General features: G+C 39.5%; 21 protein-coding genes and 1 pseudogene. 13 read left to right on the top strand and 9 right to left on the bottom strand.

The genetic code is table 11. From position 1 onward, the window contains the following. Window positions 1–4 precede the first annotated feature (4 nt). The 10 genes from nadD to lipA all read left to right on the top strand — a co-directional run bounded on the left by nadD (window position 5) and on the right by lipA (window position 8,582). Window positions 5–640 (top strand): nicotinate-nucleotide adenylyltransferase, encoded by a 636-nt coding sequence (nadD, locus tag CWC11_RS16285; RefSeq protein WP_138683533.1) that lies wholly within the window; start codon window positions 5–7, stop codon window positions 638–640. A 54-nt stretch (window positions 641–694) separates the two neighbouring features. Then, window positions 695–1,012: a ribosome silencing factor gene (gene rsfS, locus CWC11_RS16280; RefSeq protein ID WP_058547434.1), complete on the top strand. Its 318-nt coding sequence runs from the start codon at window positions 695–697 to the stop codon at window positions 1,010–1,012. Between the two features lie 36 nt (window positions 1,013–1,048). Then, window positions 1,049–1,519 (top strand): 23S rRNA (pseudouridine(1915)-N(3))-methyltransferase RlmH, encoded by a 471-nt coding sequence (gene rlmH / locus CWC11_RS16275; RefSeq protein ID WP_058547433.1) that lies wholly within the window; start codon window positions 1,049–1,051, stop codon window positions 1,517–1,519. 8 nt (window positions 1,520–1,527) lie between these two features. Further along, entirely contained in the window at window positions 1,528–3,405 is a 1,878-nt protein-coding gene (gene mrdA / locus CWC11_RS16270; protein ID WP_131692387.1) for a penicillin-binding protein 2, read from the top strand. Further along, window positions 3,405–4,511, top strand: a complete 1,107-nt coding sequence (rodA, locus tag CWC11_RS16265) for a rod shape-determining protein RodA (protein WP_138683532.1) — start codon at window positions 3,405–3,407, stop codon at window positions 4,509–4,511. Before mrdA ends, rodA begins: the two co-directional genes overlap by 1 nt. Then, entirely contained in the window at window positions 4,511–5,275 is a 765-nt protein-coding gene (locus CWC11_RS16260; protein WP_138683590.1) for a septal ring lytic transglycosylase RlpA family protein, read from the top strand. Before rodA ends, CWC11_RS16260 begins: the two co-directional genes overlap by 1 nt. Window positions 5,276–5,328: 53 nt before the next feature. After that, window positions 5,329–6,489 (top strand): serine hydrolase, encoded by a 1,161-nt coding sequence (locus tag CWC11_RS16255; RefSeq protein ID WP_058547529.1) that lies wholly within the window; start codon window positions 5,329–5,331, stop codon window positions 6,487–6,489. 179 nt (window positions 6,490–6,668) lie between these two features. After that, window positions 6,669–6,947, top strand: coding sequence for a DUF493 family protein YbeD (ybeD, locus tag CWC11_RS16250; protein WP_058547429.1), 279 nt, complete (start codon window positions 6,669–6,671; stop codon window positions 6,945–6,947). Window positions 6,948–6,966: 19 nt separating this feature from the next. Beyond that, a complete protein-coding gene (lipB, locus tag CWC11_RS16245; RefSeq protein WP_104642286.1) occupies window positions 6,967–7,620 on the top strand; it encodes a lipoyl(octanoyl) transferase LipB in 654 nt (217 codons plus the stop codon). Continuing rightward, window positions 7,617–8,582: a lipoyl synthase gene (lipA, locus tag CWC11_RS16240; RefSeq protein WP_058547427.1), complete on the top strand. Its 966-nt coding sequence runs from the start codon at window positions 7,617–7,619 to the stop codon at window positions 8,580–8,582. Before lipB ends, lipA begins: the two co-directional genes overlap by 4 nt. 86 nt (window positions 8,583–8,668) lie before the next feature. On the opposite strand, the gene CWC11_RS16235 is transcribed toward lipA, so the two are convergent. After that, on the bottom strand, window positions 8,669–9,946 hold the full coding sequence (locus CWC11_RS16235) for a VCBS domain-containing protein (protein WP_138683531.1): 1,278 nt from the start codon (window positions 9,944–9,946) through the stop codon (window positions 8,669–8,671). Window positions 9,947–10,161: 215 nt separating this feature from the next. Between CWC11_RS16235 and CWC11_RS16230 the strand changes: the two genes are divergently transcribed. Further along, the gene (locus tag CWC11_RS16230; RefSeq protein ID WP_058547426.1) at window positions 10,162–10,401 is read left to right on the top strand and encodes an RNA recognition motif domain-containing protein; all 240 of its coding nucleotides are present in this window, start codon (window positions 10,162–10,164) and stop codon (window positions 10,399–10,401) included. A 58-nt stretch (window positions 10,402–10,459) separates the two neighbouring features. Here the strand turns inward: CWC11_RS16230 and CWC11_RS16225 are convergent, their stop codons facing one another. After that, window positions 10,460–11,053 (bottom strand): TetR/AcrR family transcriptional regulator, encoded by a 594-nt coding sequence (locus CWC11_RS16225; protein ID WP_138683530.1) that lies wholly within the window; start codon window positions 11,051–11,053, stop codon window positions 10,460–10,462. A gap of 122 nt (window positions 11,054–11,175) precedes the next feature. On the opposite strand from CWC11_RS16225, the pseudogene CWC11_RS16220 reads away from it, so the two are divergent. Further along, window positions 11,176–12,269 (top strand): annotated as a pseudogene (locus CWC11_RS16220) (MBL fold metallo-hydrolase). 12 nt (window positions 12,270–12,281) lie between these two features. On the opposite strand, the gene CWC11_RS22840 reads toward CWC11_RS16220, so the two are convergent. Next, a complete protein-coding gene (locus tag CWC11_RS22840) occupies window positions 12,282–12,431 on the bottom strand; it encodes a hypothetical protein (RefSeq protein WP_171038438.1) in 150 nt (49 codons plus the stop codon). Between the two features lie 156 nt (window positions 12,432–12,587). Here CWC11_RS22840 and CWC11_RS16215 point away from each other — a divergent pair, with 156 nt between their 5' ends. Beyond that, complete coding sequence (locus CWC11_RS16215; RefSeq protein WP_138683529.1) at window positions 12,588–14,207, top strand: M28 family metallopeptidase; 1,620 nt, start codon at window positions 12,588–12,590, stop codon at window positions 14,205–14,207. Window positions 14,208–14,250: 43 nt separating this feature from the next. On the opposite strand, the gene CWC11_RS16210 is transcribed toward CWC11_RS16215, so the two are convergent. From CWC11_RS16210 to CWC11_RS16185, 6 genes are all read right to left on the bottom strand, one after another. After that, window positions 14,251–15,198 (bottom strand): EAL-associated domain-containing protein, encoded by a 948-nt coding sequence (locus tag CWC11_RS16210; protein WP_138683528.1) that lies wholly within the window; start codon window positions 15,196–15,198, stop codon window positions 14,251–14,253. 233 nt (window positions 15,199–15,431) lie between these two features. Further along, entirely contained in the window at window positions 15,432–15,647 is a 216-nt protein-coding gene (locus CWC11_RS16205) for an EF-hand domain-containing protein (RefSeq protein ID WP_138683527.1), read from the bottom strand. Window positions 15,648–15,728: 81 nt separating this feature from the next. Beyond that, window positions 15,729–15,929, bottom strand: a complete 201-nt coding sequence (locus tag CWC11_RS16200; RefSeq protein WP_058547422.1) for a hypothetical protein — start codon at window positions 15,927–15,929, stop codon at window positions 15,729–15,731. Window positions 15,930–16,098: 169 nt separating this feature from the next. After that, a complete protein-coding gene (locus tag CWC11_RS16195; protein WP_058547421.1) occupies window positions 16,099–16,311 on the bottom strand; it encodes an EF-hand domain-containing protein in 213 nt (70 codons plus the stop codon). A 620-nt stretch (window positions 16,312–16,931) separates the two neighbouring features. Next, complete coding sequence (locus CWC11_RS16190; RefSeq protein ID WP_138683526.1) at window positions 16,932–17,147, bottom strand: TIGR02450 family Trp-rich protein; 216 nt, start codon at window positions 17,145–17,147, stop codon at window positions 16,932–16,934. A gap of 97 nt (window positions 17,148–17,244) precedes the next feature. Then, window positions 17,245–17,598, bottom strand: a complete 354-nt coding sequence (locus CWC11_RS16185; protein WP_138683525.1) for a cupredoxin domain-containing protein — start codon at window positions 17,596–17,598, stop codon at window positions 17,245–17,247. Window positions 17,599–17,608 lie beyond the last annotated feature (10 nt).

Genomic DNA, 17,608 nt, shown 5'->3' with positions numbered 1-17,608 from the left:
TAGAATGATTGCAATTTTTGGTGGCACCTTCGACCCCGTGCATGTAGGCCACATAAATATGGCCAAGCAATGTGTAAAAGCATTTAATTTAAATACCTTGTATTTTATGCCTTGTGCTTTGCCTGCGCATAAAACCGCGCCGGGTATTAGCACCGAGCACCGTATAAATATGCTCAGTGCGGCAATTGCTCCTTATTCATTTTTTCAACTTGATTTAAGAGAGCTAAATCGAAGCGGCCCATCGTATTCGTTATTAAGCTTGCAAGAAATAAGAGCTGAGCACCCAACTACACCAATTATATTCTTAATTGGTATGGACTCGTTTAATAACCTTGATAAATGGTACGAATGGCAAGCCATAACACAGCTTTGCCATATTGTTGTTTACGAACGCCCTGAGCAAACAGTTAACCCTTCTGAGCGACTTAAAAGCTATATGCAACACGCGCAAGTAAATAAGGCGCACGCACTTGAGCAAGCCCCAGCAGGTAAACTTTATTTTTTACCTGGGGATATGTTTGACGCTGCCTCAAGCGTGATTCGTGAGCAACTTAAAAAAACCAATAAAAAGAATGAACTATTACCCAACTCCGTAAGTCATTACATTGAGCAACACCAGCTCTATCAAAGTGATGATTAAAACCCCTTAGCGTGTTAAAATGCGCGCTATTAAATTTAATATTGAGACAAAACCTTGGATTCGAAACAACTTCTTGCCTTTGCACTAGATAAAATTGACGATATGAAAGCACGTGACATAGTTCATATTGACGTAAGCAAATCATCAGACATCACAGATTTTATGATTGTGTGTTCTGGTACTTCTAAACGTCACGTTTTATCAATTGCTGATCATTTAGCAAAAGAAGCTCGTCATGCAGATGCAGAGCCTCTAGGTTATGAAGGCCAAAGCGATGGTGAATGGGCGCTTGTTGATTTAGGTGATGTGGTTGTACACGTGATGCAAGACCAAGCACGTAGCTATTACGATCTAGAAAAACTGTGGGGCTAAACTCCACTATTTTTTAATTGAGCTTGGAAGTAATACGTGAAAATACAAATGATTGCTGTTGGTACAAAAATGCCAGCATGGGTAGAAACCGGATTTACAGAATACCAGCGCCGTTTTCCTAGAGATATGGCACTAGAACTGATAGAAATTCCGGCAGGCAAACGTGGTAAAAATGCTGATATAAAACGTATTTTACACATTGAGGGAGAAAAAACCTTAGCCGCTATTCCTAAAGGCAATCGGATTGTTACACTGGAAGTGACAGGTAAACCACTTGATACCCACCAGCTTGCAAAAAGTATGGAAAAATGGCAACTCGATGGCCGCGATGTAAGTTTGCTTATTGGCGGACCAGAAGGACTTGCTCCAGAGTGCATTGCTGCCTCGGAGCAAAAATGGTCGTTATCTAATTTAACATTACCGCACCCTTTGGTGCGCATTATTGTTGCAGAAAGCCTCTATCGTGGCTGGAGCTTAAATAACAACCATCCTTATCATCGCGAGTAAACCTTGCCATGTTGAAACAAAGACCCACTATTCGCGACCACTCAGCAGAGGCAAATTTATTTGCACGGCGTGCATTTGTGGGTTTTGTATTTGTATTAGGTTTAGTAGCTATTTTGCTTTCAAACCTATATACCATCCAGGTAGAAGACCACCAAGATTACCAAACCCGCTCTAACGACAACCGCATTAAAGTAATTCCTATTGCCCCCAACCGTGGCCTTATTTACGATAGAAACGGTGTGCTTCTGGCTGAAAACAAACCAGTGTATAACCTTGAGGTTATTCCCGAAGAGGTGGACGATTTAGCCAAGTCACTTGAGCAAGTTAGCAAAATAATTACTATTACTGATCAACAAAAAGAAGACTTTTTAAAAGACATAAAACACACTCGCCGTTTTAAATCGCAAGTACTTAAAACCCGTTTAAACGAGTCTGATGTTGCTAAGTTTTCGGTTAATCAGCATAAATTTCCTGGCTTTAGTATTGAAGCCCGCCTAGCCCGTTATTACCCTTACGGCGATACACTCACCCATGCGCTAGGTTATGTAGCAAAACTAAACCGTAAAGAGCTTAATAAGCTTGAGCAAGAAGACCAAGCAACCAATTATCGTGCTACGCACGACATTGGTAAACTCGGTATAGAAAAATATTATGAACAACTTTTACATGGTCAAGTTGGCTCACAGCGTGTTGAGGTAAATAACCGTGGCCGTGTAATTCGCACACTAAGTATGACCCCACCACAACCGGGTAGCGATATAGTACTTACCCTTGATATTGGCTTACAACAAATTGCTCAGCACTCTTTAAAAGATATGCGTGGTGCAATTGTGGTTATGGATGCAAAAGATGGCGGTGTACTGGCGCTGTATTCAAACCCAAGCTACGACCCTAATTTATTTGTACACGGTATTAGCAGCAAAGATTACAAAGCATTGCTTAATCCTGACCGCCCTTTAATAAACCGTACTACACAAGGGCGATACGCACCGGCTTCTACTGTAAAACCTCATATGGCTATACTCGCGCTTGAAGAAAACATAGTGACAGAGTCAACGTCGGTGTGGGATCCGGGCTTTTTTCAAATTCCTAATGTGGATCACAAATGGCGTGACTGGAAACGCTGGGGACACGGCCATGTTGACGTATACAAAGCGATTGAAGAGTCGTGCGATACTTACTTTTACGATGCGGCCTATCGCCTAGGTATTACAAAAATTAGTAACTTTATGGCGCGTTTTGGCTTTGGGGATCTATCTGGAATAGATATACACGAAGAAACTACTGCAATACTGCCTTCAAAAGAATGGAAAGAAGGCCGCTTTAAAGAATCGTGGTGGCGCGGGGATACAATTTCTGTAGGCATTGGACAAGGTTACTGGACAGCTACACCCATTCAAATAGCAAACGCGACCAATATTTTAGTTAATAAAGGCATAAACCATCCGCCACATTTAGCCCAAGTGGCTAAAAAAGAAGATCAAGTTACACAAATTAATGGCGAAGAAAAACCACCTGTTGTATTAAACAATCCAGATCATTGGCGTATAGCGCTTGATGCTATGCACAACACCGTTAAAAAAGTAACAGGTACTGCGCACCGTGCATTTAAAGGCGCTAATTACGACCCTGCGGGTAAAACCGGTACGGCCCAAGTAGTCAGTATTGCCCAAGGTGAGCGTTATGATGCAAAATCACTAAAAGAGCGTCAACGAGATAACGCTATATACATTGGTTTTGCACCGTATAACGATCCTAAAATTGTCGTATCTATTGTGGTAGAAAACACTGGTGGTGGTAGTTCAGTAGGCGCCCCTATTGCGCGCCAATTAATGGACTACTATTTTGCAGCTAACCCTATTGAGCCGGCAGGGAAACAACAATAATGACTGCATTACACGATAAACGCTCTATTTGGATGCGAATGCACCTCGACTTGCCATTACTCATTGCTTTATTAGTTATGATGGCTGGTAGCATTACCATTGTTTACAGTGCCAGCGGCCAAGATACCGCAATGATGCTCCGCCACATGACTCGTATGGGCGGCGCAATAATTGGCATGGTAATACTTGCCCAGTTTTCACCTGCTACGCTCAAGCGTTTAGTTATTCCGCTTTATTGCGTAGGCTTACTTATGCTGGTTGGCGTGCTTTTATTTGGCGTAAGCTCCAAAGGTGCACAGCGCTGGTTAAATTTAGGGATCACCCGCTTTCAGCCATCAGAGTTAATGAAGCTCGCGGTCCCTATGATGGTTGCTTGGTATATAGGCCGAAACCATTTACCACCTCGCCCGATGCATTTAATTATTGGTTTTGTAATTGTTATGTTGCCAACACTATTAATTAAAGAGCAACCCGATTTAGGAACCTCAATATTAATTGCAAGTTCTGGGGTTTTTGTATTGTTTTTATCGGGCTTGAGCTGGCGCTTAATTGGCTTTTTAAGCTCTGTAGTGGGGCTCGCTGCCTGGCCATTTTGGCACTACGGTATGCACGATTATCAAAAACAGCGCGTACTAACCTTTTTAGACCCTGAGAGTGACCCGCTTGGCTCGGGGTATCATATCATTCAATCTAAAATAGCTATTGGTTCTGGTGGTATAGAAGGCAAAGGCTGGCTACACGGTACGCAATCGCAGCTCGAGTTTTTACCAGAGCGCCATACCGATTTTATATTTTCGGTTTTAAGCGAAGAGTTTGGGTTATTTGGTGTATGTGTATTACTCAGCCTGTACTTATTTATTATTGGCCGAGGTTTATACATTGCTGTAAACGCACAAGATGCGTTTGGTAAGTTATTAGCCGGCGCCCTAACGCTCACATTTTTTGTCTATATTTTTGTAAATATAGGCATGGTGTCGGGCTTGCTGCCTGTTGTAGGTGTACCGCTTCCACTAATTAGTTATGGCGGCACATCAATGGTGACGTTAATGGCCGGATTTGGCATTATTATGTCGATTGCGACAGATAAAAGGATGCTTTTAAAATGATGCGACACTCAACTAAGCTTTTATTTATTACATCATTAATACTGTTTTTAAGTGCATGTAGTAGTGGCCCAAGTAGCCGCTATAGTATGCGCCATGACGCAGCCCCGCTTAGAGCCCCTACAACTCTTGAAATGCAAGATGCGGTTGTGGTTGATGTTAAAAAAAGTGCCAGTGCGAGTCGCTCATACGAAGTGCTAGGTAAACGATACAGCCCAATGCTCGATGAAACAGGCTATAAAGAAGAAGGGATTGCATCGTGGTATGGCCGAAAGTTTCATGGCTATCACACTTCAAACGGCGAAACATACGACATGTTTGCCATGACTGCTGCTCATAAAACACTGCCACTACCGAGCTTTGTACGTGTAACAAACACTGCTAATGGTAAATCAGTTATAGTACGTGTTAATGACCGTGGACCATTTCATGATGATAGAATTATAGACTTATCTTACGCAGCCGCATACAAACTCGGCTACTACAATCATGGTACAGCCAAGGTTAAGTTAGAGGCCGTTACGCTTGCAGGATCAGCCGCGCGTCAAACGTATATTCAAGTAGCAGCAGGAAGTACACTTGCTAATATAGAAGCGCTTGCCAGCACATTGCGTGCTCAATACAAATTACCAACAAATATCGTGCAAAAAGACGCTATTTTTAGATTGCATTTAGGGCCAATAAAAGACACCCAACATGCCGATCAGGTATTAAAAAAATTAAAACAAAATCAATTTCAAAACGCGTTCTTGCTTTACACTCAGTAAGACCTTTAGAATGGCATAACGCGAATTTTTAACTTTAACCATTAATGAGTATGATGAAATCTATTAAACATAAAATCCTCAAAGGTGTATGCGGCTTAGTTTGTACAGCCGCCGTATTTTCAGCCAGCGCCCAAATTATTCCGGCACCACCTCAAATTAATGCAAAAGGTTATTTTTTAGTAGACTTTACAACAGGTAAAGTAATTGCTGAGGGTGAAGCAGATACACAACTCGCACCTGCAAGCTTAACTAAAATGATGACCAGTTATGTAATTGGCACCGAAATTAACGCAGGTAATATTGCACCTACCGATATGGTAACGGTAAGTGAAAAAGCATGGGCTAAAAACTTTCCTGAATCATCTAAAATGTTTATTGAAGTAGGTAAGCAAATTAGTGTTGATGAGCTTAACCACGGTATTATTATTCAATCAGGTAACGATGCGTGTGTAGCAATGGCTGAACACATTGCGGGTAGCGAAAGCGCCTTTGCTGATTTGATGAATGCCCACGCTGCTAAATTAGGTATGAGTAATAGCCACTTTATCAACAGCCACGGCCTTGATACTAACGAGCACTACACAACACCACGCGATATGGCAACGCTTGGCGCTGCACTTATTCGCGATGTACCAGACGAGTACGCACTTTATAAGCAAAAGTCATTTACTTACAACGGTATTAAACAGTACAACCGTAACTCATTATTATGGGACGAAAGCCTAGATGTAGACGGTATTAAAACGGGTCACACATCAGAGGCAGGCTATAGCTTAGTTACTTCTGCAACTAAAAACGATATGCGTTTAATCGCTGTTGTTATGGGCACATCAAGTGAACGTGCTCGTAAAGTAGAAAGCAAAAAGCTACTTAACTACGGATTTCGCTTTTTTGAAACAATTACACCTTACAAAGCTGGCGATAGCTTTGCAGAGCAACGTATTTGGATGGGTAACAAAGAAAACGTATCGTTAGGTATTTTAGAAGATACGCCAATTACTATTCCACGCGGTCAACATAAAAACCTAAAAGCTAACTTTGAGCTAGACAACACACTAGAAGCGCCTCTAGCTAAAGGCACAAAAGTAGGCACACTATTCTTACAACTAGAGGGTGAAGACATTGCACAATACCCACTAGTAACACTTGAAGAAGTGGAAGAAGGCAGCTTCTTTAGCAAAATTTACGACTACTTACGCTTACAAATTATGTAAACGTAAAAATAAACCCACAGTTGTTGGGTTGTTAAACAAAGCGCCTCTGTTATGAGGCGTTTTTTTTTGCTTGAAAAATGCTAGAATGCGCCCCATATATGCAACACTGCTAATTGCCTATCTGTATTAAGCTTCGAGCTTTGCATAGAGTCCACACTTTTGTATGAGGAGTCACCGTCGTGGTTCAACCTGTTAAAGATACTAAATTTGATGAGTACCTAGAGTACCCTTGCCCATTCACATTTAAAATTATGGGTTTAGCGAACGTTAATCTAACAGATCAAATTCTAACTAAATTACAACCTATTGCTCCGGGTGATTACGCCCCAAAAGTAAAACCAAGCAGCAAAGGTAATTATGAGTCTGTTACGCTAGTGGCTACGGTTACAAGCGGTAAGCACATTGAAGAAATTTACAACGTGATCAGCAATATCGATGACGTACGTCACATGCTTTAAGCCATAGTTGAGATTTGTTGTGAACGAAAACACCTTAATAGTTCGCCAGCTTGGGCGTCAGCGTTATATGCCAATTTGGCAAAAAATGCAGGCTTATACCGATACCCGCGATGACAACTCGCCAGACGAAATTTGGCTTGTTGAACACGACAGTGTTTTTACCCAAGGCCAAGCCGGTAAAGACGAGCACTTACTCGCCCCAGGCGACATTGAAGTGATTAAAGTTGATCGCGGCGGCCAAGTAACTTATCACGGCCCAGGCCAACAAATGATGTACGTATTATTTAATCTACGTCGTTTAAAAATTGGTGTACGTGAACTTGTTACCTGGCTTGAAGAGTGCATTATTGAATCTCTCGCTGAATACGGTATTGATGCATATGCTAAAGCCGACGCACCAGGTGTTTACGTTAACGACAGCAAAATTGCATCATTAGGTTTAAGAGTTCGCCGCGGCTGCTCGTTTCATGGTTTAGCATTAAATGTTAACATGGACCTAAGCCCGTTTTTACGCATTAACCCATGTGGTTATGCCGGCATGAATATGGTGCAAACGAAAGAATTGAATGGTCCTCAAAACCTACAAAGCGCAGGTGAAGGGCTGGTAAAACACATGATAAAGAAGCTTAATGCAACACAGGTTAAGCATACTGAAGGGTTTGAAAACGAATGAATAAACCAGTCAAAATGGAACCAGGTGTAAAACTACGCGACGCAGAAAAAATGGCGTTGATCCCCGTTAAAGTTTTACCAACAGAAAAAACTGAAATGTTGCGCAAGCCAGAGTGGCTTAAAATTCGCTTACCAAAATCAACAGAGCGTATAGACGGTATTAAACAAGCAATGCGTAAGCACGGCTTGCACTCAGTATGTGAAGAGGCGTCTTGCCCTAACCTATCAGAGTGTTTTAACCACGGTACAGCAACCTTTATGATTTTAGGTGCTATTTGTACTCGTCGTTGCCCGTTTTGTGATGTTGCCCATGGTCGTCCATTAAAACCTGATGCAGCAGAGCCTGAAAAGCTTGCACTAACAATTAAAGACATGAAGCTTAGCTACGTAGTAATTACCTCGGTTGACCGTGATGATTTACGTGATGGCGGCGCACAGCATTTTGCCGATTGTATTCGCGAAATTCGTAAGCACAACCCAACCATTACCATCGAAATTTTAGTGCCAGATTTCCGTGGTCGTATGGACCGTGCGCTTGAAATTTTAATTGAGACACCACCTGATGTGTTTAACCATAACTTAGAAACAGCGCCGCGTTTATACAAACTTGCGCGCCCAGGTGCCGATTATAAATGGTCATTAGAATTACTTCGTCGCTTTAAAGAAGCACACCCAGAAGTAAAAACTAAATCTGGCTTAATGGTTGGTCTAGGTGAAGAAATTAGCGAAATAGAAGAAGTACTTCGTGATTTACGTGCGCATAACGTAGATATGCTTACTGTTGGCCAATACTTACAGCCTTCTAAGCATCACTTACCAGTTAAACGTTACGTGCCACCAGCAGAGTTTGACGGCTTAAAAGAGTATGCCGATGAAATTGGCTTTACTCATGCAGCCTCTGGCCCATTTGTTCGTTCAAGTTACCATGCTGACCAACAAGCCGCAGGTAAAGAAGTAAAATAATTGCTTTTTTAAAAAGCATTAAAAAAGCCCTTAGCAATTAAATTGTTAAGGGCTTTTTTGTGAGTATTATTCATCCATTCTCTCGGCTACTTTGTTAAAACGCCTTTTTTAATCACAAAATCGGCAAATCGTACCTGCTCTTCATCGCCGCGAAGGCTATCGGTTTCTGCTATTGAGCGATAAATTCCCCATTTAGGGCGAGCAAAGTCATCATCGCTAAAACCACGCCACATATCTATGTTTTGCTCGCTTATATTAAATAGCTCTTCGTTGTCACTTAAGCGGGTGAGGGTCATATCAAGCTTGCCTTCTTCACTAAAAGTAGCTTGAACAAATACCGCTACCCATTCATCCGTAATAATTGACCAGTCGGTTTCTATAAGGTTTTTGTCAAACCCAGTGCTGTTACCGTTTTCGTCAAAACCTGCGCTATATCGCACTTGCAGCTGATTACCTGTACTGTTTTTTTGTGCACCCGAGAGCGTAATAATAGGCTGATCGTCGTTGCCATTAGTGTTGTCGTTGCTATCGTTACGGGCTTTTATTTGAAAAAAATGACTAAATTTACTGCTCAGCTCAAGCTCACTAGAGACTTTAAATTTCCAACTGTATTGTACAGTTTCGTCTTTAAAGGCAAGTGTTGCCGCGGGTGATTTATCATAAGCTTTTATTTCGTTGCGCTGCCGGTCGCTTGCGCCTTTGTCTTTATCTTGGTCGTCATCGCGATGCGCTAAAAACACAAAGTGGTTACCAATTATTGAGTCGGTGTCTTCAATAATATGCTCAACCTCTTGATGATTCCCGCTATACATATCGGGCGATTCAATTGAACCTTCACTAAAAGCATTTTCTATTAACGTATAAGCACTTAGCCCTGTATTAGCGCCATCAGCATTAAGCGCTGTCTCTTCACTTACTATAAAATCATCAGCGCGTGCAACTCCTATAATTGTTATAGACACTTTAGCTGTCGTGTCATCAGCTGATGTGACAATTACTTCATCAAGTAAGGTTTCACCTTCGTTTAGTGCACTAACAGTGGCATGGTCAACATTGAGTGTATATGACCAAATTCCCTCTTGCGTTAAACTAAATAAACCATAAGCTATGGTGTTATTGCTTTGCGTTTTAAATACTGCTTCGTTGGTTTGTGCATCCGTTATAGATAGTTCACCTGTTATTACAGCTTCTCGGATATTTTCAATACTTACAGCTGTTTGACCGCTAATTACCGCGGCGTTCTGCGCTGCTACCGATACATTTACAGGCTCACTTTTTGACTCTGAGCTGCCACAACCTAAAACTGAACCAGCCAAAAAACAAACAGAAGTAATAGTTAAAACACGTAAGCCAAATTTTGACATAAACAACCAGTCCAGGTAAACGGTAAGTAAACAAAGTGAAATATAACTTACCAATTATTTGTTTTAATAACTAGATATTTATTACCAATGTGGCTTTATATTTTTAGGCTTAACTACTTCATAAAAGCAGCTTTAAATGAGAGGATAAAAATAAAATTAGGTTAAAGCTAAGTTACTTGAGATAATCATTACTGAACCCATTATTTAGGTTAAATATGAAATTATTAGTTCGTAACTTGTCTCGTGCTACTACCGAGCAAGAACTTCGTACGTTGTTTGCAGCTCACGGTAAAGTGACTACTTGTAACTTAGTACTTGATAAAGAGACTGGCCAGTCAAAAGGCTTTGCCTTTGTAGAAATGCCAAACGACATAGAAAGCAAAAGCGCTATTAAAGCACTCAATCAACTAAGCGTTGATAAAAGTAAAATCCGCGTAAAATACGCAGATGAGTAATTAGCTGCTTGCTATATATGATTAAAACCAGCTATATGCTGGTTTTTTACTTTTAAGATTACGCTTTATACTTAGCCAAAAATAAGCTGACTGTTTGCTCAATTACTTTATTATTTTGCTGCTCTGCTGCTGTTTCAAACCCATAAAGTAGCGGATAAAACACAAACGATTTTAATTGGTACACAAATTGTTTAGCGGCTACATTTAGCTCATCACCTTTTAAAACGCCTGCTTTTTTTGCTTGCTCTAAAAAACCTTCTAAATAAGTCATACACCCCATGGTATTGTTACTTAAAGACTTAGCTAATTGTGGCTCTTGTAGCATTTGCATAAAAGCAATTTTAGCTAGGCGTAAAAAATCAGGAGCCGTTAGCATCGCTACTTCTTGCTCAGCAATGCTAATAAGCTGCTGATCAATAGGCTCACCTTCATTAAAGTGAATAACCTCACCATGATTAATTTTGGCTAACATGTTGTTTAAAATTGCCTTAAATAACTCATCCTTAGTTGTAAAGTGATTATATACAGTGCGTTTTGAGGCGCCTGCTTTAGCTGCAATTTGATCCATGCTGGTGTGCTCTACACCACTTTCAAAAAATAGCTGCTCTGCTGCTTGGAGTATATCTATGCGCTTTTTTTCTGATAATTTCATAATAGAGCCTGTAATTATTAATGTGTGCATTTTAACGGAACAACAAATAAATGCACTAAGTAGTTTACTTTTTTATTGAACAATGAAAAACTACACTCATTAGTTTACCTTAAGGTTTTACGATGACATTTTTGAAGTGGTTTGTTGTGCTCATCGCCATTATTATTTGTGGAGTATATAGCGTGAATAAGAATTTAGTTGCTCAAGGTTTAAATAATACAGCCAATATTAAGCACTTTAATAACGGGAAATTTTACAATGAGGAAGAAGTTGAACCTACAACATTAAAAAAAACACTCGGTATACTTATGCGTTATATTAAAGAAAAGCGCACTAATATAACCCCTTCAAGCCCAGTGCCTATGTATACATTAACTAAAAGTATGCTGGATAAATTAAGTAGTAATACTATTCATGTTGTAAAGTTAGGGCACTCTAGTGTGCTACTTAAAGTACATGGAAAGTACTGGTTACTCGACCCTGTTTTTAGCCAGCGCGCTTCACCATTTTCATTTTTAGGTCCAAAACGGTTTTCACCAACGCCAATTAGTATTGCTGATCTACCTGAAATAGATAAAGTACTTATATCGCATAATCATTACGACCACCTTGATAAAGCAGCCGTAAAACAATTAGCAGCTAAAACAAAACACTTTTATGTGCCTTTAGGTGTTGAAACCGACCTACAAAAATGGGCATTGCACAAAGTAAAATATCGTCATTTAATTGGTGGCAAGAACAGCAAACTGAGTACGCTTTAATTGCCTTTACTCCTACTCAGCATTTTTCGGGCCGTGGATTAAGTGATGCAAACAACACACTTTGGGGTTCGTGGGTTATTAAAACAGCGCAGCAAAGTGTTTATTTTAGTGGCGACTCTGGTTATTTTGCGGGCTTTAAAGAAATTGGCAATAAATATGGACCCTTTGATTTAACGCTTATCGAAACCGGGGCCTACGACAAAGATTGGGCCGATATTCATATGACACCTGAAGAGTCTGTTAAGGCGCACATTGATCTAAAAGGCAAAACCATGGTGCCCATTCATAACGGTACATTTGATTTAGCATTTCATACTTGGGTAGATCCGCTTGAACGTGTAACAACGTCAAGTACAGCCAATAATGTAGTGTTGAGTACCCCACAGTTTGGACAAATATTTAACGCAAGCGATAAACCCATACACGACAAGTGGTGGTTACAGCCTACTCAATAAGTGAAGCGGCTATTAAGCCGCTTTTTTTATACTTATTGTACCTAACAATACAAAGGATACAGCTAAAGCAAAAAACATCGCTTGCTGTGCAAGCAAAGCTGCTACAAAAAATGCTACGCCGCTGCCTATAAACAAGTATCCGCTTTTTTTAGATTGGCTCATTATGTGTGCTCCATTTATTGTTGTTGATTATTTATACACTCCAATACGTAATCTTTCAATTTTTTGGCTGAGTGTTAAAACACCACGATAAAAATTCGACATAACGCCGCTGCTTCCTTTATATTAAAAGCCATTTTTTAAAACTATTTGAAGACTATGGCCTCTACTCTTTTAAAAAGCGCTAGCCTAAGCTTGCTAGTTGCACTCTTTGGCTGCTCAGAGCCTGCTAACAAACACTCTCCTCTAGAAACACCCTCTGGCGTGAGCCTAAATAACGTTAAACAGCATATTAAAACGTTAGCCTCTGACGACTTTCAAGGTCGCGGCCCACTTACTCATGGTGAAGTAAAAACAGTAGGTTACTTAAGCGAGCAATATAAAGCACTTGGTTTAACAGGTGCTTATAAAGGCAAATACTTACAGCCGGTAAAAATGGCGATGGTGACGGCTAATCAAAATATGCAGTTAAATGTGGCTGATTTAAGCTTTGTTGCGGGTAAAGACTTTACTGCACGTACCGAGCAACTACAGCCAGTAATAGATGTGCGAAGCTCTGATATTGTATTTGTGGGCTATGGCATTAATGCACCAGAATACGGCTGGAACGATTATAAAAACATTGATGTAGAGGGTAAAACGGTTATCGTATTGGTAAACGACCCTGGATTTGCCACTCAAAATGATGCGCTATTTACGGGTAACGCTATGACCTACTACGGTCGCTGGACTTACAAATATGAAGAAGCAGCACGCCAAGGCGCCAAAGCGGTATTTATTGTGCACGAAACAGCCCCTGCGGCCTACCCTTGGGGCGTAGTTGAAAGTTCAAACACCGGAACAAAATATACCTTAATGGATAACAATTTAAACGCCTCTAAATTACCTGTTATGGGGTGGCTAACTCTTAATGCTACTGAGCAAATTTTTAATGCTGCAAAGCTTAACTATCAAGATTTAAAACAAAGCGCTCTAAGTGATGGCTTTAAAGCCACATCACTTAATTTAAAAGCGGATCTTTCGTTTAAAAACGAGGTATCGCATGCCAAATCACATAATGTAGTTGCGCAAATTACTGGTAGCGAATCACCAGACGAGTACGTGGTTATAAGCGCACATTGGGACCACTTTGGTACGAAACAAACCGATAGTGGTCCTAAAATTTATAATGGTGCGGTAGATAACGCTTCAGGCACAGCTGCAACACTTGAAATTGCACGCATTATGAATCAAATCCATCAGCAAACACCGTTTAAACGCTCAATTATTTTTGCCAACTTTACCGCAGAAGAAACGGGGTTAATTGGCTCGCAAGAATTTGCCTCGGGTGCGGTTGTACCAACAAAGCAAATGGTAGGGCTATTAAATATTGATGGTATGAACGTACTTGCCGGTACTGATTATATTTTGCAGTACGGCAAAGACTTATCAACAATGGAAAGCTATTTAGCAAAAGCCGCTAAAGCGCAAGGCCGCGTTGTTAAAATGGATCCTCGCCCGCAAAATGGTTTGTTTTTTAGATCTGATCATTTCTCGCTTTCTAAGCAAGGCGTTCCTAGCTTATTGTTTATGAGCCTTGGCGATACCGACCCTGATTACATTGCGCATAAATACCATAAAGAAGCCGACGACTACTCAGCTGATTGGTCTTTAGGTGGCGTAAAGCAAGATATAGAGCTTATTGTTGATATAGCTTCGCAACTTGCTAATAACGGTGACTGGCCTAAATGGACTAGTGACTCAGACTTTAAAGCAAAACGCGCACAAGATAAGCCATAATAAACAAGCTTAGCAGTTTGAATTTTATATAATAAAAATCCTCCTATTTGGAGGATTTTTGCTTTAAGCGCGCTCGCATTAATAGGGTTTCAGCCTTAGCGCCTAAGTAAACATAAATAGCTAATGCAATTAAAAGCCCTACCACTGCTAACATCATCGCAATAGCCGGCATTAGGTATTCAGCCTGCCCCAGCGCCGCTTTAAACATAGTTAATAGCGCCTCAATAGATATAGCGATTAGCACAGTAGATATAAACCGGGTAATGGTGCGCCGTGTTGATGAATGCCTAAAAATATCCTTGTGCATTAAAATTTCTTCTTCGAGTATCGTTTTACCTAAATCAAATACTGCTAACGCAAGCGTGATATAAATAATGATACTAAAGGGCTCTAAGGGATCTGATGATGTGTCTACATGAGTTAGTAATGCATATATATCGCTAAAAACAATGTTTAGCAAAAATAACACAAGGCCAAATAAGCATGCCACAATAACACCGTACCCAGCTTTAAAGTAAGGTGACATATTAGCGCGTGCAGTATCCCCCATAATAAACTCTATAAGCTGCGTTAAGCTTACATCAACCACTAAATAGTGTTGATTATTAATGGGTTTTTTAAGCTCTTTAATTGCCGATATACATAAATGATGCGTTGCAATCGAAATGTAAGGATCGGTAAAGCACACTGCATCATTCGCTTTTGATTGTAAAAAGTAAGGGCGCTCACTTAAATCTTGTTGATTCCCGCTTGTGCCTAATTTTTTTGCATACGCGCGTTTAAAACATACATTATTGCCTTGCTGCAAGCCTTGTTCATTTAAGCAATATTGTAATTCTAAAAATGGATACTGCTTTACAAGATAACGAGTATCTCGCTCTTTAGTTAAGCCATCTTCAATACTCATTAAAATTGATTCGAGCAAGCTATGTATTACATGCTCATACTCGTGGTAACGCTCTACACTACTTATATAACTCATTCGCGCCATATTTTTACACTCATAGATTAACTCTGTAAGTAGCTAAGCAAGTTTAAAACCAAGTATTAAAAGCAAGTATATTCAATAACTTATATTTTAAATAAGCTAAAGGTTGCACTCCTTTGGGGCCAAATCAGCTTAAATTCTTCTTTAACGCACAAAAAAAGCAGCTAAGTATTAATTACTTAGCTGCTTTGTGAGTATGACCGGTTAGGTTTTTAATGCTCTTAATATAGAGCTAATTATTGAACCTTTGAAAACTCTTCTTTAGATAACTCGCCATTTCCATCTGCATCTAATTGATCAAATAACTGCACTAGTTGAGAATTAACTTTTGCTTCTGTTTTGCTAATTACACCATCGCCATCAGCATCAAAAGAATCAAAATCTACCGCAGCAAAAGCCGCTGAAGAAGAAACAAGTGCCGCAAGAGCTAGCGTTTTATGTAGTGTTTTCATAATCATTTCCTTAGACGTTAAGCCTGATTAATGGGTAAGAAGTCCTTTTCGAAGATCCTTTAGGAGTCGATTTTGTATAAATTAATATTCAAAAAAATCGTTTTCAGTTAGGCCATCATGACTTTGCATATTTAATTGTTCCATCAATTGCTTTGTTTGCACTTCGTTTTGAGATTGTAAAGCCTGCTCGTGTGCATCGAGGGTTTTAAAATCTGTATTTGCAAATACCACTGATGATGAAACCAGTGTTAAAAGAACGAGGGCTGATTGCAGCTTTGTCATAATTAAATCCTTCAATTACATGCAAAATCTAAATAGCTCTAAAAATTTGCTCTATGTTGGTCACTATTCACTTCCTGGTTATTCTTTTTAATAGGCTCCCTTGCCTATTTAGGTTGTCTTTGGCAACTCAGAATTTAGATCGCATCATAGAGCATTAGCTGGTTTTAACTTATGCCTTTGAAAACTCATCTTGTGATAACTCACCGTCTTGGTTTGTATCAAGTTCTTCAAATTGGCCTAAAAGTTCTGCATCTACTGATGCTTCGGCTAGGCTAACTGCGCCATTACCATCTGTGTCTAACGTATCAAAATCTGTTGCTGCAAAAGCCGCTGATGAAGAAGCTAAAGCCATTAGTACTAATGTTGACTGAAATGTTTTCATAATCGTATTCCTTCATTGGGTTGTTGCGATTAAGGCCAGAGGCTTTCATCACGTTTTGCTAATTACATCTTAGGTATTACAACTTCGATGCCATGTTTTATTTTTTATTTAAAAACATATAGTTAAGCTTAAAATGTATCGGCAAAGCATTATGATGGGAGTAATTTTGTTGCTTTTTAGCAACAGCAGTCAGTAGGGTTACAAATATATCAATTTAATCAATAAGTTATAATTAATAAAAAAGACACACAAAAGCTAATTACAAACTAAAACCAATAATTTGATGGTTATGAGAATAAACTTAATATGAACAGAAAAATAAATGGGGTTTAAAGCACAAAGCTAAAAAATTTAAGCCTTTGAAATAAATGAATTTTAAAATAATTTAAAAATATTTTATCGTGATTTTTAAAAATATTTAGAAAAACATGGTTTTGTTGCCAAATGGCGAATTTTATTATGGGCGCTGTATTTAAAAGAGAAATTTGCAAAGCCTAAGACCTATTAAATCCTCTTTAACATTATGTTTTTTGGAGGGAGTTTAAATGCAGTACCAACGGTAAAAGCCTTTACTCAGTGGCTTTGCTTATAAAAAAATGTAAAAGTTGAATGCATGGAAGCTATTTCCAGCCTTGGCACCACTTTTGAGCGTCTTTTAAATCGCGCCAACTAATTGGGTATTGGTTTTTAGAAAATACCGACTCAGTAATGCACGCTATTACATTGGCGTCCTCATCGTATTCAACTTCGACAATAATAAAATGTTTTTCTTTATTAATTGCTGGTGTGGCGGTCCATTTACTATTGAGTAATTTTTTAGGGTTTAATTTATTCATAATTTTAAATAATCGTTTTTTTATTAATACGGCCTAACCCATTGTTTAGCTCAACAAACAGCTAGGCCGTATTTATATTACTTCACTAAAGCTTAAGTTACTCAGCAGTCAACTTACCTTTATACATTTGCATTTGGCAATGAAAGTCGTATTCGCCAGCTTTTAGTGCAGGCAAGGTGATTTTATTATCATCTCCCATTGCCAAGCTTTTGCTTATATCAAGCTCTGGAAATACGACGGTTTCGGCGCACGGCGCGCTGTCTTTTCTATTAAAAGTAAGCGTGACTTGTTTATTGGCCGCGACTTTTATATTACCAGGCTGGTACACGCCGTTATCTACTACTATGGTGACTGTATTGTTATCAGTTTGAATTTGCTTTGGTTTATATAACCAAAACCAGTAAATAATAGCTGCTATTAAAATGGCGCCGAGTATATTAATCATCAACATAATTTACTCC

The sequence above is a fragment of the Pseudoalteromonas sp. S3178 genome, assembly GCF_005886985.1.
GTDB classification, from domain to species: Bacteria; Pseudomonadota; Gammaproteobacteria; order Enterobacterales; family Alteromonadaceae; genus Pseudoalteromonas; species Pseudoalteromonas carrageenovora.
Note: the sequence above shows the minus strand (reverse complement) of the source record. Positions and strands in the feature narration are given on the sequence as shown.